The sequence below is a fragment of the Massilia sp. TS11 genome (genome assembly GCF_022012445.1).
GTDB lineage: Bacteria > Pseudomonadota > Gammaproteobacteria > Burkholderiales > Burkholderiaceae_D > Telluria.
In genome coordinates, this window is record NZ_JAKLTS010000013.1 from 62,068 (window position 1) to 78,004 (window position 15,937).

Here is a 15,937-nt window from a genome sequence, read left to right on the forward strand (position 1 = left end):
ACGGGGGCAGAAAATGGCAGACAAAAAGCTCGCATTGGTCACCATCCACGGGATGGGCAAAACGGACCCGCACTACCAGAAACCGCTTGAAGACAAGCTCCGCAAGAAATTGGGCGCGGCGTTTGGGCAAGGCATTCTTCTCAAGCCGGTGTATTACCAGGGGATTCTTCAACCGAACGAGAATGAAATCTGGCTGCGCACCAAGAAGGCAAATGTCAACTATCAGGCCTTACGTGAATTTATCCTCTTCGGGTTTGGCGATGCCGCCGGCCTCGAGACGAACAAAGAGGAAGACGGGTCAGTCTATGAACTGGCCCAGGCCGCGATCGCTGCGCAATTGCTGAAAGCACGTGATGACTTTGGCGGCGCGAATGCGCCCGTGGTGTTCATCACCCATTCCTTAGGTTGCCAGGTCCTGTCCAACTACATCTACGACGCGCAAGTGGCAAAGAGCGCCGAGAATGGCGAGCATTCCGCGCCGAAGGCTGGCGTCTGGAAGTCGCGCGCCACGATCGAACAGCATATGGGGCGCACATTGAGCGAGGACGACATCCGTTTCCTGCGCGCCGAGACCTGTGCGGGATGGGTCTCCACGGGCTGCAATATTCCGATCTTCGTGGCGGCTCACCAACAGATGCAAATCAAGCCGATCGCTGCACCGACGACGGGCTTCAAATGGCTCAATATCTACGACCCCGACGACGCGCTCGGCTGGCCACTGCGGCCGCTGAAAGGTGGTTACGAAGACCTCGTCAAAGACATTGAAATCAATGCCGGCCAGGGTCTCGACCTGATCATCGATTCCTGGAATCCGCTCGCCCACAACTGCTACTGGGAGGACGACGATGTCGTGGGCGAAATCTGTCACTTGATCGCTGAGATTCTGGCGAATTGAACACCGGCAGCAACACGGCGCGGGCCCGCGACGACGCCAGGGCCTGCACCGCGAGAAAACCTCATCCTAGCCCGTGTAGCAGCTGTAGGACAGGCGCGTCAGCACGCCGCCGGCGCTGACCAAGCGTAGCGCGCCGGCCTCGCTGCCATAGGCGTGCGTCAGGCCCGTGTCGGTCTGCGCGGCCGGGCCGAGCGTGGCGCGCGCCTGCGCCAGCGGCTGGCCGAGGGCAAAAGGCAGCAGGCGGTTCCAGCGCGGATGGCTGATGTCGGCGCTGACGAGCAGCATGCGCGCCGGCTCTGCGGAAAAGCGGATCAGGTTCAGCGTCAAACCATCGAACACCAGCAGTTCGCGATAGGTGCCGGGCTCGTCCTCGGCGCGCGCGTGCCGCTGCAGCTTGCCCAGTGTCGACAGCTGGCGCGCATCGGCGGGCAGCTTCATCCCCTGCGGGCCGCCGACACAGGCAAACGTGGGCAGATACACTGGCTCGGCGCCCGCCGTGCGCAGGCTGAACAGCAGCAGGACCAGGGCGAGCAATGATGGCATTTTTGTCATACTGCCCACTATACCCTGCGCGGCCGTCTGTGGCGATCTCCTCTATACTCGCGGCCATGGAACTGATTGCCAAACTGAGTCTGGGACCGCTGCTGCTGGCGCAGGGGCGGCGCGTGCGGCGCACGGCCACGCGGCTGCCGGAGCCGCCCGGCGCGCGCGCGGGTGAAACGGGCGCGGGTCCGCTGCTGCGCCTGCTGGTGCTCGGTGATTCCTCGGCTGCGGGCGTCGGCGCGCCGCATCAGGATGCCGCGCTGTGCGGCCAGCTGGTCGCGGCCCTGGCCGCGCAGCGGCGCGTGCGCTGGCAGCTGCTGGCGCGCTCCGGGCTCGATGCGGCCGGCATCCGCGCGCTGCTGCCGGCGACGGCCGATGCGGTCGATGTGGTGGTGCTGTGCTGTGGGGTGAATGAGGTGACCAGCGGCGCGAAGGCCGCGCACTCGGTGGCGCAGATGGCGGCCCTGCTCGAGGATCTGCGCATGCGCCTGGGGGCGCCGCAGGTGCTGCTGTCGCCGGTGCCGCCGATGCACCTGTTCCCTGCCCTGCCCCAGCCGCTGCGCTGGTTCCTCGGCCTGCGTGCGCGCAAGCTGGACGCGGCGATCCGGCGCGCCCTGCCGCAGTGGCCGCAGGCGCGCCTGGTCGAGCATGGGGTGGCGCTGAGCGCGCAGACCATCGCCAGCGACGGCTTTCACCCGGGGCCGCAGGGCTACGCGGCCTGGGCCCGGGTGCTGGCGCAGACCATTCTGCGCCCCTAGCCTGGCTTACTTCATCGCCGCGGCGATCTGCTGCAGCGTGCTGGGGTCGTCGATGGTGGTCAGGTCGCCCGGATCGCGTCCTTCGGCCAGGGCCTGGATCGAACGGCGCAGCATCTTGCCCGAGCGCGTCTTGGGCAGGCCGTTGACGAAGTAGATGCGCTTGGGCCGAGCGATCGCGCCCAGCATCTCGTCGACGGTCTTCTTCACTTCCGCTTCCAGCACGGCGCGCGCTTCTTCGGTCGCGATGCGGCTGTTGTCCTTGACCACGGCGAAGGCGACCGGCTCCTGTCCTTTGACGGCGTCGTTCACGCCGACCACGGCCACTTCTGCAATCGCATAGTGGGCCTGCACGGCCTCCTCGATCTCGCGCGTGCCGAGACGGTGGCCGGCGACGTTGATCACGTCGTCGGTGCGGCCGAGGATGTAGTGGTAGCCCTCGTCGTCGCGGATGCCCCAGTCGAAGCTCGAGTAGACGAGCGGCTCCTTGAACAGGCTGAAATAGGTACGTTCGAAGCGCTCGTCGTCGCCCCACACGGTGGCCAGGCAGCCCGGCGGCAGCGGCGGCACGATGCCGACAATGCCCTTCTCATTCGGGCCGCACTCGCTGCCGTCCTCGCGGTAGATGCGCAGGTCGTAGCCATACACGGGGAAGGACGGGGTGCCGAATTTGATCGGCGTGTCCTCGACTCCGCGCACGGTCGACAGCATCGGCCAGCCGGTTTCGGTCTGCCAGTAGTTGTCGATCACGGGCAGCTTGAGTTCACCCATGATCCATTCGTGGGTCGGCTGGTCGAGCGGTTCGCCGGCCAGGAACAGGTGCTTCAGGCTGGACAGGTCGTACTTGTGCAGCCACTCGGGGTCCTGCTTTTTCAGCACGCGGATCGCGGTCGGCGCCGAGAACATCACATTCACCTGGTACTTCTCGACCAGGCGCCACCACACGCCGGCGTCCGGACGGATCGGCGTGCCTTCGTACATGATGGTGCACATGCCGGCGATCAGCGGGCCGTAGATGATGTAGCTGTGGCCGACCACCCAGCCGATGTCGGAGGTCGAGAACATGGTCTCGCCGGCGCCGCCGGTGAAGATATGCTGCATCGACGCGGCCAGCGCCACCGCATAGCCGCCGGTATCGCGCTGCACGCCTTTCGGCTTGCCGGTCGTGCCCGAGGTGTACAGGATGTAGGACGGATCGGTGCTGTCGACCCAGGTGCAGGGCACGTCGGCGTCCATGTGGGCGGCGCGCAGGTGGGCGTAGTCGACGTCGCGGCCGTCCACGCGCTCCCAGTTGTGGTCGATGTGGCGGTCCACCATCAGCACGTGCTGGGGCTTGTATTCGGCCAGGTGGCAGGCTTCGTCGAGCAGGTGCTTGTAGGGCACGGCCTTACCGCCGCGCATGCCGGCCTCGGCCGAGACGATCAGCTTGGGCTGGGCGTCGTCGATGCGGGTAGCGAGGCTGTTGGCCGCAAAGCCGCCGAACACCACCGAGTGGATCGCGCCGATCCGGGCGCAGGCCAGCATGGCGAAGGCGGCTTCGGCGATCATCGGCATGTAGATCAGCACGCGGTCGCCCTTGCCGACGCCAAGCGTCTGCATGATGGCGGCCATGCGCATGACCTCGGTTTTCAGTTCGGCGAAGGTGTAGACCTTCTCTTCGTTCGTCTCGGTCGACACGTACACGAGGGCGCGCGCGTCGGGACGGGTGGCAGCATGGCGGTCAACGGCGTTATGGCAGAGGTTGGTCTTGCCACCGGCGAACCATTTGACGAAGGGCGGGCGGGAGAAATCGCAGATCTGCTGGGGCGGGGTCTGCCAATCGATCAGCTCGGACTGCTCTTTCCAGAATTCGTCGCGCTGATCGATGGAACGACGATAGAAATCCTTGTAACTGGCCACAATGCGTCTCCGTAAGGGGGGAATTGTTTTCTGATGCTTATTCCCCTATTCAAACGCGGCGGCATTACATGAAACTGACAGTCTACTTTTTGGCGCTAACCGCCTCCCACTCCTTGGCGTACCACTTGCGCGTGGCGGCGTTCGGATAGAGATTGACGCGGTAGGTCTGCCAGACGCGGTCCATACGCACGGTCACGTAGCTCTGGCAGTTTGCGCATTTCTCTTTGTAGAAGGCCTCGAGCGCGGGCTTGATCTTGGTCGGGTCCTGGATATAGAAGAACAGGGCCTGCTCGCGGTTGTAGGTGAAGCTGCCCGCGTAAATCGCCTCGCCATTTTTCTTGACCAGGGCCACCGTGTCCTTGGCCAGCTGCTGCAGGCGCTCGACATCCTTGGGCGGCGGCAGGCCATCGGCCTCGCGCGATTTGGCGTAGTGCACGCCGGTGATCAGCAGCACCGGGTAGTCGTCGAGCGGGGCCTTGTCCATCAGAGCGATATTGACTTCGGTAATGCCGGGGCCCTGGTCGTAGCCGGCCTTGTAAGTCCACCAGTTTTCGCGCACGGCGGGTTTGGCGGCAAAGGCGGCACTGGCCAGCAGCAGGCTGGCGGCGGCGATCATAAAGCGGGTGGTGGTCAGCATGGCGTTGGCAGGACGAAAGTGCGAGCCGACATTGTACTGCGGCCAATGCTAGACTGGGGGGATGTCTGTCCCGCTCGCGCTTCTGGAGAATTGGCAGCGCGGCTGGTCGCTCGCGCGCGGCCTGCCTGCGCCCGTGCATGCCGACGGCGGCCTGGTGGTCGAGGTCGGCCAGCCGGGCCAGCTGCGGCGCCACCTGTTCTGCAGTGCCGGCCCTGCCCTGGCGGCCGTGGCCGCCCGTATCGACGCCCCCCATATCTTTTTGAAAGTCTGCGCCGCGCCCGAGGCCGTGCGCGCCGTCCTGCCCGCCCCCTGGGCCTTCGACCAGCCGCGCTTTTTCATGCAGTGCGTGGGACCGATGGCGCCGGGCCCGGCCCTGCCGGCCGGCTACCAGTTCAGCCAGACCCGGCTCGGCCCGCTCACGACGCTGCAGGTGCGCGCGCCCGACGGCAGCGTGGCGGCCAGTGGGCATCTGGTGCGCTTCGGCACGGTGGCCGTGTTCGACCGCATCGAAACAGCCGAGGCGCACCGGCGGCGTGGCCTGGCCAGCGCCCTGATGCGTGCGCTCGACCAAGGCGCCGCCGGCGCCGCGCAGCGTCTGCTGGTGGCCACCGCCGCCGGCCAGGCGCTGTATGCGACGCTGGGCTGGGACACGCTCTCGCCCTACACGACCGCCTTCCTGCCCGAGCCCGGCTGAGGGCGCCGTGCGCGGGGCCGCGAGTCCCGTTAGAATGCTTGCTCCTGATACAAATGAGGTGCCCATGTCGCTCGCCCTGATCGCCAACCTGCTCGCCGCGGCCGCCGGCTGCTTTGTGCTCTACCAGATGCACATCCGCCACGTGTCGTTTACGCGGCGCGTCTTTGCCGGTCTGGGTCTGGGTATCCTGCTCGGCGCCGCCTTGCAGAGCCTGTATGGCAGCGGCGCCCCTGTGCTGGGTCAGACCGCCGCCTATCTGGAAATCGTGGGCGAAGGCTATGTCAAGCTGCTGCAGATGATCATCATGCCGCTGATCATGGTGTCGATCATCTCGGCCATCCTCAAGCTCAAGGACGCCTCCTCGCTCGGCAAGATTTCGGCCCTGACCATCGGCACCCTGATGCTGACCACGGCGATTGCCGCCTGCATCGGCATTGCCATGGCCAAGCTGTATGGTCTGTCGGCCGTGGGCATGGTGAGCGGCACGGCCGAGGCCGCACGCGGCCAATACCTGCTGAATAAGCTCGGCGCAGCCAAGGAGATTTCGCTGCCGGCCATGCTGCTGTCCTTCATCCCCGAGAACCCCTTCCTCGACCTGACCGGCGCGCGCAAGACCTCGACCATCGCCGTGGTGCTGTTCTCGATCTTCATCGGGGTCTCGGCGACCGGCATTGCGGGCAAGAAGCCCGAAGTCTTCAGCAGCTTTGAGCACTTCATGCACGTGGCCCATGTGATCGTGATGCGCATGGTGACCCTGGTGCTGCGCCTGACTCCGTTCGGCGTGTTCGCGCTGATGAGCAAGATGGTCTCGACCGCCAGCCTGGCCGACATCCTCAACCTGATCCGCTTCGTACTCGCCAGCTACAGCGCCCTGATTCTGATGTTCGGCGTGCATCTGCTGCTGATCGCCGCGGTCGGTCTCAATCCGCGCCGTTACGTGCAGAAAGTGATGCCGGTGCTGGCCTTTGCCTTCAGCTCGCGCACCAGCGCCGGCGCCATTCCGATGAGCGTGCAGGCCCAGACCACGCGCCTGGGCACGCCCGAGGGCATCGCCAACTTCGCCGCCTCCTTCGGTTCCACCATCGGCCAGAACGGCTGCGCCGGCATCTACCCGGCCATGCTGGCCGTGATGATCGCGCCGACGGTCGGCATCGATCCGTTCACCGCCGCCTTCCTGCTGCCGCTGGTGGCGATCATCGTGGTCGGTTCGGTCGGCATTGCCGGAGTCGGCGGCGGCGCCACCTTTGCCGCCCTGATCGTGCTGTCGGCGATGGATCTGCCGGTGGCCCTGGCCGGTCTGCTGATTTCCATCGAGCCCCTGATCGACATGGGCCGCACGGCCCTGAACGTATCCGGCTCGATTACGGCCGGCACCGTGAGCAGCCGCCTGCTGGGCCAGACCGATCTGGCCGTCTTCAATGCCGACACCCTGGCCGACCTCGACGACGAGGCCCAGGTGGTTTGATCTGCATCAAATCCTCGATCGGGGCCTGAACTTGGGGATTTAAGCCCCGTCTAAGTTTCAGGCCCATTGATCCGATTGAGGAGGCGATAATGAAATTCCCCCAACATGCATTCTGGGGTGTGCTGGTTCTGACGGCGGCGCTGGCTGGCTGCCACAAGAACGAGCCCACCACGCCCACCACCACGTCACCGGCCACCGGCACCAGCGGCAGCGATGCCACCGGCACCAGTGGCACCAGCGGCACCGGCACCACCGGTAGCGGCAATACCGATACGGGCGCCGCCGGCGGCACCGGTACGGGAACTGGCACGGGCACCGGTACCGGCGGCACAGGTACTGGCACGGGCGGCACCGGCACCGGCACCGGCGGCACCAGCGGCACCGGCACCGGCGGTACGGGTACCAGCGGCACCGGTACTGGCGGCACCGGCACCACCGGCACCACCGGCACCACCGGCGGCGCCACGGGTACCACCGGCACCACGGGCAGCCCGCCGACCACGGGCTCGGACACCACGAGCAACCAGGCCGCCAGCCCGCCGCCGCACGGCAAGAGCAAAAAGCAGTAAGCAGAAACAACAAGGCCCGCTTGCGCGGGCCTTGTCACATCATCGCTACAGCTTACTTGTCCATCACCGGAGCGGGCGCCACCGATTTGCGCGGGCCCGGACCGCCGCGGCCGCCGCGGCCACGGATGAAGGCGATGGCCTTCATGATCATGCGGAACACGAAGCGGACCATCACCAGGGTCAGCAGCGCTTCGACCAGGGTCAGGAAGAAGGCAAAGCCCACATTCCAGCGGTCGGCGCGCAGGTGGAACTTCTTGATCATGCTGTCACGCTTGATCTCGATGCTGTCGTAGAAGGTCGGCACCACCAGCAGGGTCAGCATGGTCGAGGTGATCGTGCCGCCGATGATGGCCACGGCCAGCGGACGGTAGAAGTCACCGCCCTCACCCAGGCCCAGGGCCACCGGCAGCATGCCGGCGATCAGGGCGAAGGTGGTCATCAGAATCGGACGCAGACGCACACGGCCGGCGTGCATCAGCGCGTCTTCACGGCCATAGCCTTCCTCTTCACGCTTGCGGGCGGCGTCGAGCAGCAGAATCGCGTTCTTCGCCACCAGGCCCATCAGCATGATGATACCGATCATCGACATCAGGTTCAGGGTATTGCCCGTCACCGTCAGGCCGGTCACCACGCCGATCAGCGACAGCGGCAGCGACAGCATCACGCCCATCGGCGCCGTGAACGAGCCGAACTGGATCACCAGGATCAGGTACATCATGGCCACGCCCGAGATCAGGGCGATGATCATATTGGTGAACAGTTCCTGCTGGTCCTGGCCAGCGCCACCGAGTTCCAGACCATAGCCGGGCGGGAATTCCATCTTGCGGGCCAGTTCCATGGCTTCCTTGGTGACTTCACCGGCCGAGCGGCCCTGCACGTTGGCCGAAACCGTGATCGTGCGCTTGCCGTTCTTGTGCTCGATGCCCGAGGGGCCCTTGCCCATCGAAATACTGGCGATCTGGTCGAGCGGGACCATCTGGGTCGTGCCCGTGACCGAGATCGGCAGACGCTCGATGTTCTCGGCGGCCACACGGTCAGCCGGATGCAGGCGCACGGCCACGTCGCGGGTTTCGCCGGTCGGGTCGACCCAGTCGCCGACTTCGACGCCGGCGAAGGCCACGCGCAGCGACTGCGCCGCGTCGTTGATGGAAATACCCATCGAGCTGGCCAGGCCGCGGTCGAGCTCGATCTTGAGCTCGTTCTTCGGATCCTGTTCCGACAGGCCGACGTCAACCGCGCCCTTCACCTGGCGCAGCTTCTCCATATACGCCTGGGTCAGTTCGAGCAGCTTGCGCGAATCCGGACCGGTGAACTCGATCTGCACCGGCTTGCGGCCGCCATTGTTCAGGTCGTCCACGACCTCATACTCGGCGCCGACCAGGGGACGGATCTTCTCGCGCAGCTCGGCGGCGATTTCGCGCGCCGAACGCTTGCGCTCCTGACGCTTGCCGATGTCGACCGTGATCCGGCCGCCGCTGGCGCCGACGCGCACATTGGTTTCCTTCACTTCCGGGATCGTGTGAGCGATCTCGGCGGCCTTCATCATCTTCAGGCGCGCATACTCGACGCTCGAGGACGAAGGCGTACGCACGTCCATCGCGATGAAGCCGACGTCGGACTTGGGCAGAAACTCGGTGCCGCCCATCGTCATCTGCAGGGCCAGGGCGCCGACCAGGGTCAGAATGGTCAGCAGGGTCATCCAGATGCGGTGGTGCAGCGCCCATTCGATCACATAGCCGTAGCGGTCGGCCTGGTGGTCGAACCAGTCGTTAAAGCGCTGCAGCAGTTTGCCCAGGCCTTTTTTCGGGGCCGTGTGGTGGTCCGGCGGATCACCCCAGTAGGCCGACAGCATCGGGTCGAGCGTGAACGAGATCGCCAGCGACACCAGCACCGAGCAGGCCACGGTCAGCGCAAACGGACGGAACCATTCGCCGGCGATACCGGGCATGAAGGCCACCGGAATGAACACGGAGATGATCGAGAAGGTCGTGGCCGCCACGGCCAGGCCGATTTCGGCCGTGCCTTCGAGGGCGGCGCGGCGCCGCTCTTTACCCGACTGCATGTGACGCACGATGTTTTCCCGCACCACGATCGCATCGTCGATCAGCACGCCGATCGCCAGCGACAGGCCAAGCAGGGTCATGAAGTTGAGCGTGAAGCCGCACAGCCAGACCGCGATGAAGGCCGCCACCACCGAAGTCGGCAGCGACAGCGCCGTGATCAGGGTCGAGCGCCAGGAATTGAGGAAGGCGTAGACCACGAAGATGGTCAGGCCGGCGCCGAGCACGAGCGACTCGATCACATTGTTCAGGCTGCGCTGGGCCTGGTCGCCGCCGTCGCGCGTGACTTCCAGTTTGGTGCCCTTGGGCAGTTCCTTCTGCACTTCTTCGACCACGGCCTTGACCTTCTTGGCCACCGTCACGGTCGACGCGTCGCGCGAGCGGCTGACCCAGATCCCGACGTTCGGGCGGCCCGAACGGTAGGACAGGCTGGTCACCTCGGCGAAACCGTCCTTGATCTCGGCCAGCTGGCCCAGGCGCACCACTTCGTCGCCGCGGCGCTTGACCACGATCTGCTGGAAGTCGGCCGGCGATTCGATCCGGCCGACGAGACGGATGCTCTTCTCGTCGAGCGAGCTGGTCAGCTTACCGACGGGGGCATTCGTGTTCTGGGTGCGCAGGGCGGCCGTCACATCGGCCACCGAGACATTGTATTCACGCAGCTTGTCAGCGCGCAGCAGCACCGACAGCTCGCGCTTGAGCGAACCGCCGACCTGCACGGTCGACACGCCGTCGACGCCGCGCAGGCGGTCGGCCAGCACGTCTTCGGCAAAGCGCGAAATTTCGGCATGGGTCTGGGTGCTCGAGGACAGGGCCAGACTGATGATCGGGTCGGCCGCCGGGTCGAAGCGCTGCAGGATCGGCTCGCGCATCTCGGTCGGCAGCTTGTAGCGCACGGCCGCAATCGCATTGCGGATCTCGTCCGAGGCCTCGATCAGGTTCTTCGAGAAATTGAACTCGATGAAGAACTGGGCGCCGCCCTCGTTCGCGCTGGCATTCAGGCGCGTCACGCCGGAGATGCTGTTGAGCGACTTCTCGATGCGGTTGACGATCTCGCGCTCGACCGTGTCGGGCGAGGCGCCCGGATACGGAATCGAGACGAAGATGAACGGCACTTCGACGTCCGGGTTCTGGTTGACGCGCAGCTTGTTCAGGGCCAGCAGGCCCATGGCCATCATCGCGATGATCAGAACAATCGTCGCGACTGGCCGCTTGATACTGAAATCAGACAGGAACATGGTTTATTTCCCCTGGGCGGCGGCCGCGGCGGCCGGAGCAGCGCTGGCGACCTTGGTCGTGGCCATCGCCACGGCCTGGCCGTCCTTCAGATTCGAGCGCGGATTGCGGATCACATTGTCGCCAGCGGCCAGGCCGCTGGTGACTTCCCAGTTGCCAGTGCGCGGGTCGCGCACGCCGAGCTTGACCGGCTGCTTGACCAGGGTATTGCCCTTGATCAGCCAGGCATAGCTGGCGTCGCCGGCGCGCACGATGGCCGATTCGGCCAGGGTCAGGGCGGCATTCGATTCGGCTTCGATGCGGCCTTCGGCATACAGGCCCGAGACTTTGGGCGTGTCGCCGCTGAAGGCGACCAGCACTTCGACCTGGCGCGTGACTTCATTGGCCGAGGGGTCGACGCGCTTGATCACGCCGCGGAATTCCTGATTGCCATAGCCATTGATGCGGAAGGACACCGGCTGGCCGACCTTGACGGCGGCGATGCGGTCGGCCGAGACACGGCCTTCGAAGCGCACCGAGCTCGGGTCGATCACCTTCATCAGCTCCTTGCCGACGGCGGCGGTGTCGCCGGCCGACACTTTACGGTCCGACACCACGCCATCGAAGGGGGCGCGCACCAGGGTGCGCTGCAGCTGCTGGCGGGCGGTCGAGACGCGCGACTTGGCGGCCGACAGGTCGCTCTGGGCATTGTTACGGCGCACTTCGGCGTCGTCCAGGGCCTGGGCGCTGGTCATGCCCGATTCGCGCAGGGTCTTCTGGCGGGTCAGATTGCGTTCGGCCTGGTCGAAGGCGCGCGCAGCGGCGCGTTCACCTTCTTCGGCCGACAGCACGGCTTCGCGGATCGCGGTTTCGTCCAGACGGGCCAGGATGTCGCCCTTCTTGACGACATCGCCATTTTCCTTGAGCACCTGGAGCACCACGGCCGAGACTTCCGCGCGCAGGTCGGCGCGGCGTTCCGGCTGGATCGACCCGGTCACGACCGGGCCCGAGGCGATGCTGGCCGACTGGACCGCGGTCACGTCCTCAGCCGCCACCTGCAGCTGGACAGCCTTGGCGTTGGCCGAAGCCGACGCGCTGCCGGACGCTGCCGGGCCGTCTTTCTTGCCGCAGGCTGCGAGGGCCGAGGCGATGGCCAGGACAAAAAGGGTCTTGCGCAACATATGGGTTCTCCCGTGTGTATGGATTTTGTAGAAACTTCAACCCGTACAGTATTCCGAATGGTCTGTACAGCGTCAACGCAGGCAGGACTGAACGCCCGAAAGCGGGGGCTGAACTGCAGAAAAGCGGACCTGAACTGCATTTTCCCCGCGTGAGCGGGGACGTGGCGCACTCTGGTTAAAACAGCAAGATTTCCAGGCTTAGCGCGCGAACAGCATGGCAATCAGATAGCCGCAGGCGATGCCGGTCAGAATGCCGCCGCCGATCTCGACCAAGGTATGGCCCATGCGTTCGCGCAGCTTCTTCTCGTGCGGACGCAGGCTGTTGATGGCAGCGGCCTGGCGCCCCACATGCTGGCGCAGGCTGTTGGCGTCGATCATCACGATAAAGCAGAGCGTGACGGCCACGCCAAAGGCCGGGTGGCCGATGCCCTCGCGCAGCGCGATCAGGGTGGCCATGCTGGTCACCACCGCGCTGTGGTTGGACGGGAAGCCGCCATTGCCCACCAGATCAAAGGCCCAGCGCCGCGTGCGCGCGCTATTGATCAGAAACTTGACGGGGCCGACGGCCAGCCAGGTCAGAACCGGGGTGAGCAAATAAGCAAGATCCATGGGGCATCCTCGAAAGAAGCCGCGATTATGGCATGGCCTGCGGTAAGATGGCAGTTTTGACATTCACGCCGCCCATGAAGTCTTTCCGCCTGTCCATCGTGTTCACCGTGCTGATGCTGGCCGCCGCCGCGCTCTGGGGCTGGCACAAGGGGGGCCAGGGCGGCGCCCTGCAGGCGGCCTGGATCGCCTGCGTGCTCGGCGTGCTCGAAGTGTCTTTGTCTTTTGATAACGCGGTCGTCAATGCCACCGTGCTCAAGCGCTGGGACGCGTTCTGGAAAAAGCTGTTCCTGACCATCGGCATTCTCGTGGCAGTGTTCGGCATGCGCCTGCTCTTTCCCTTGCTAATCGTTGCAATTGCAACTAATTTATCACTCGCCGAAGTCTGGACCATGGCCGCCACCGCGCCGGCCGAGTACGCGCGCCAGTTGTCCGCCCACCACGACGAAGTGGCGGCCTTCGGCGGCGCCTTCCTGCTGCTGGTGTTCCTGAACTTCCTGTTCGACGAAGACAAGGAGCTGCACTGGCTGGGCCGCATCGAGGCCGAACTGGGCGAGCACGGCAATGCCGCCCTGGCCACCACGCTCGCGCTTGGCGCCGCGTTCGGCGGCATGGCCCTGGCCGAGGGCGGACAGGAGCTGCCGGTGTTTGCGGCCGGCGTCGTCGGCGTGCTCGTCTATGTGGCGGTCGACTGGGCCAGCGGCCTGCTCGGCGGCGGCGGCAAGCTGGCCGTCCAGGGCAGCCTCGGCGGCTTTCTGTACCTCGAAGTGCTCGACGCCTCGTTCTCCTTCGACGGCGTGATCGGCGCCTTCGCCATTTCCAACGACGTCGTCATCATCATGCTCGGCCTGGCCATCGGCGCCATGTTTGTGCGCTCGCTGACCGTCTACCTGGTCGAACAGGGCACGCTCGACGAATACGTGTTCCTCGAACACGGGGCCCACTATGCGATCGGCATCCTGGCCCTGATCATGTTCATCTCGATCCGGCACGAGATCCCCGAGTGGATCACCGGCCTGTCCGGCGTGGCCTTCATCGGCGTGTCGCTGTGGTCCTCGGTGCGCTACCGCGCCCGTCGCGCCCACGCCACAGGCGCCCCCGGCGGCGGCGAAGCGGACTAGACTCGCGCTGTCACCGGCCTGTCATCGCTGCCGATTAGGATGGCGTCTCCCGGTGGCGCGAAATCGCAAGCCCCTGGCGTGAAGGCGCAATACCGCCCTGCCCGCCTTGTTTAAGCTCGGCTTTCCCCGCCCACCACAACAACGAGACCAGAGACATGGACCGACGGAAATTCCTCAGCAGCGCGATGTACTTCACCGTGGCCAGCGCCACCGCCACCCTGGCCGCCTGCGGCGGCGGCAGCGACAGCACCCCCGAGATCTTCGGCCCGCCCGCCCCGGCCGGCGGCACCTTCAGCTTCCCGCTCGGCGTGGCCAGCGGCGACCCGAAAGACAGTTCGGTCGTGTTCTGGACGCGCTGCATCAGCAAGAACGGCGGCGACGTGCCGCTGCGCCTCGAGGTATCGCCGAGCAGCGACTTTTCCAGCAATGTCTCGACCGTGGCCCTGACCGCCAGCGACAAATACGACTGGACCGTGCGCGCCAAGCTGACCGGCCTGAGCCCGGCCACGCGCTACTACTACCGCTTCGTCGCCGGCCAGGACATCAGCCCGGTTGGCAGCACCAAGACCGCGCCCGCCCCGAGCGCCAGCCCCAGCCAGCTGAAATTTGCCTGGTTCACCTGCCAGGACTGGAGCGTCAACCACTGGGGCGCGATGGAGCTGATGGCCAATGAAGACATCGACTTCATGGTGCATCTGGGCGATTACATCTATGAAACCGTGGGCGCCAACTTCCAGGCCGGCGCGGCCGAACCCGCGCACGGCAGAATCAGCCTGCCCAACGGCGGCAGCACTGGCGGCGGCAAGGGCGGCCTCTACGCCACCACGCTGGACGACTACCGCACGCTCTACCGCACCTACCGCAGCGACGCGCGCCTGCAGACCCTGCATGCCAAGTTCCCGATGATCGCCATCTGGGACGACCACGAGTTTTCGGACGATTGCTGGCAGGACCACCAGACCTACACCAATGCCAATCTGCAGCAGACGGCGCGCCGGCGCGCGGCCAACCAGGCCTGGGCCGAGTACATGGTGGTCGACTTCGGCGACGTCTCCTTCGACCTCAGCAAGAGCAGCTACGACAACATCAAGATCTACCGCGACTTCAAGTTCGGCAATCTCATGCATCTGGTGATGACCGACGAGCGCCTGTACCGCGACGACCACATGATCGGCGAGGCCGAGCTGGCTTTCCTGCTCGGGCACGACCAGGTCAATGGCGACGATTCCACGGGGGCCCGCTATTTCGTGCCGCGCGCCCTGCTCGAGCAGTTCGAAGGGCTCGACACGGTCGACCTCAAGCGCGTGCCGAGCATGCTGGGCGCCGCCCAGACCCAATGGTGGAAGGACACGATGAAGGGTGCGAGCGCGACCTGGAAAGTGTGGGGTAATGAAGTGACGCTGAACCGCATGTGGGTCGACCTGCGCCAGATGGCGCCGGCGCCGTACAACCAGCAATACGTGGTCAATGCCGACTGCTGGGATGGCTACCCGTCGGCGCGCAAGGATCTGATGAGCTTCCTGAAGGCCCAGAACATTCAGAACGTGGTGGCGATCACGGGCGACCTGCATGCCTTCCAGTGCGGCGTCATCCGTGACAATCCCGATCCGGCCGTCGGCAGCCCGGTGGCCGTCGATTTCGTCGCGGCCGGCATCAGTTCCTCGTCCTTCTACCAGTACATCAAGGCGGGCGCGCAGGGCACCCCGCTGACGGCGCTGGTGGCCTCGCCGGCGACCTTTGACGGTCTCATCCGCGGCAACAATCCCGACTTCGCGTATGTCGACCACGACGCCCAGGGCTATGCGGTCGCGACGGTGACGCCGAGCGCGATGACGGTGCTGTTCAACAAGGTCAAGCCCCTGAACAGCGACGGCACCAAGCCAGCCGCCCCACTGCTGAAGCGCACCCGCATCACGGTCGCCGCCGGCAGCAACAAGCCCATCGTCGAAGACAACGTCTGACAAAATCGGGGTCAGACCCCATTTATCTGTGCGGACACGGCTGTTGCCTGCCAGATAAATCGGGGTCAGACCCCAATTTGTTTGCGCGGATATGGCTGTTGCCTGATGGGTAAATCGGGGTCAGACCCCGATTTGTTTGCGCGGATATGGCTGTTGCCTGATGGATAAATCGGGGTCAGACCCCAATTTGTTTGCGCGGATATGGCTGTTGCCTGGTGGGGAAATCGGGGTCTGACCCCGATTTGTTTGCGCGGATATAGTCGTTGCCTGGTGGGGAAATCGGGGTCTGACCCCGATTTTTCTAGGCGGCTAGGTTTGTTGTGCGGCGGATAAATG

13 protein-coding genes are annotated in these 15,937 nt (G+C 65.3%); 7 read left to right on the forward strand and 6 right to left on the reverse strand.

The window, feature by feature from the left end; translation table 11 throughout:
• Positions 1-13 precede the first annotated feature (13 nt).
• Positions 14-895, forward strand: coding sequence for a hypothetical protein (locus tag LZ005_RS17610; protein WP_237809809.1), 882 nt, complete (start codon positions 14-16; stop codon positions 893-895).
• A gap of 66 nt (positions 896-961) precedes the next feature.
• On the opposite strand, the gene LZ005_RS17615 is transcribed toward LZ005_RS17610, so the two are convergent.
• On the reverse strand, positions 962-1,438 hold the full coding sequence (locus LZ005_RS17615; RefSeq protein WP_237809810.1) for a hypothetical protein: 477 nt from the start codon (positions 1,436-1,438) through the stop codon (positions 962-964).
• A 65-nt stretch (positions 1,439-1,503) separates the two neighbouring features.
• Between LZ005_RS17615 and LZ005_RS17620 the strand changes: the two genes are divergently transcribed.
• Complete coding sequence (locus tag LZ005_RS17620) at positions 1,504-2,196, forward strand: SGNH/GDSL hydrolase family protein (RefSeq protein ID WP_237809811.1); 693 nt, start codon at positions 1,504-1,506, stop codon at positions 2,194-2,196.
• A 6-nt stretch (positions 2,197-2,202) separates the two neighbouring features.
• On the opposite strand, the gene LZ005_RS17625 is transcribed toward LZ005_RS17620, so the two are convergent.
• Positions 2,203-4,092, reverse strand: a complete 1,890-nt coding sequence (locus tag LZ005_RS17625) for a propionate--CoA ligase (protein WP_237809812.1) — start codon at positions 4,090-4,092, stop codon at positions 2,203-2,205.
• An 82-nt stretch (positions 4,093-4,174) separates the two neighbouring features.
• A complete protein-coding gene (locus LZ005_RS17630; protein WP_237809813.1) occupies positions 4,175-4,729 on the reverse strand; it encodes a DUF695 domain-containing protein in 555 nt (184 codons plus the stop codon).
• A 61-nt stretch (positions 4,730-4,790) separates the two neighbouring features.
• On the opposite strand from LZ005_RS17630, the gene LZ005_RS17635 reads away from it, so the two are divergent.
• The 3 genes from LZ005_RS17635 (at position 4,791) to LZ005_RS17645 (ending at position 7,457) form a co-directional block, all read left to right on the forward strand.
• Positions 4,791-5,423, forward strand: a complete 633-nt coding sequence (locus tag LZ005_RS17635; protein ID WP_237809814.1) for a GNAT family N-acetyltransferase — start codon at positions 4,791-4,793, stop codon at positions 5,421-5,423.
• A gap of 64 nt (positions 5,424-5,487) precedes the next feature.
• Positions 5,488-6,888 (forward strand): L-cystine transporter, encoded by a 1,401-nt coding sequence (locus LZ005_RS17640; RefSeq protein ID WP_237809815.1) that lies wholly within the window; start codon positions 5,488-5,490, stop codon positions 6,886-6,888.
• Between the two features lie 89 nt (positions 6,889-6,977).
• On the forward strand, positions 6,978-7,457 hold the full coding sequence (locus LZ005_RS17645) for a hypothetical protein (protein ID WP_237809816.1): 480 nt from the start codon (positions 6,978-6,980) through the stop codon (positions 7,455-7,457).
• 52 nt (positions 7,458-7,509) lie between these two features.
• On the opposite strand, the gene LZ005_RS17650 is transcribed toward LZ005_RS17645, so the two are convergent.
• The 3 genes from LZ005_RS17650 to LZ005_RS17660 form a co-directional block, all read right to left on the reverse strand.
• On the reverse strand, positions 7,510-10,755 hold the full coding sequence (locus LZ005_RS17650; protein WP_237809817.1) for an efflux RND transporter permease subunit: 3,246 nt from the start codon (positions 10,753-10,755) through the stop codon (positions 7,510-7,512).
• A gap of 3 nt (positions 10,756-10,758) precedes the next feature.
• On the reverse strand, positions 10,759-11,913 hold the full coding sequence (locus LZ005_RS17655; RefSeq protein ID WP_237809818.1) for an efflux RND transporter periplasmic adaptor subunit: 1,155 nt from the start codon (positions 11,911-11,913) through the stop codon (positions 10,759-10,761).
• A gap of 198 nt (positions 11,914-12,111) precedes the next feature.
• A complete protein-coding gene (locus LZ005_RS17660) occupies positions 12,112-12,522 on the reverse strand; it encodes a divergent PAP2 family protein (protein WP_237809819.1) in 411 nt (136 codons plus the stop codon).
• Between the two features lie 74 nt (positions 12,523-12,596).
• Here LZ005_RS17660 and LZ005_RS17665 point away from each other — a divergent pair, with 74 nt between their 5' ends.
• A complete protein-coding gene (locus tag LZ005_RS17665) occupies positions 12,597-13,640 on the forward strand; it encodes a DUF475 domain-containing protein (RefSeq protein WP_237809820.1) in 1,044 nt (347 codons plus the stop codon).
• 155 nt (positions 13,641-13,795) lie between these two features.
• Positions 13,796-15,601 carry an alkaline phosphatase gene (locus LZ005_RS17670; RefSeq protein WP_237809821.1) on the forward strand — a complete coding sequence of 602 codons (1,806 nt, stop codon included), beginning with the start codon at positions 13,796-13,798 and terminating at the stop codon, positions 15,599-15,601.
• Positions 15,602-15,937: the final 336 nt, after the last annotated feature.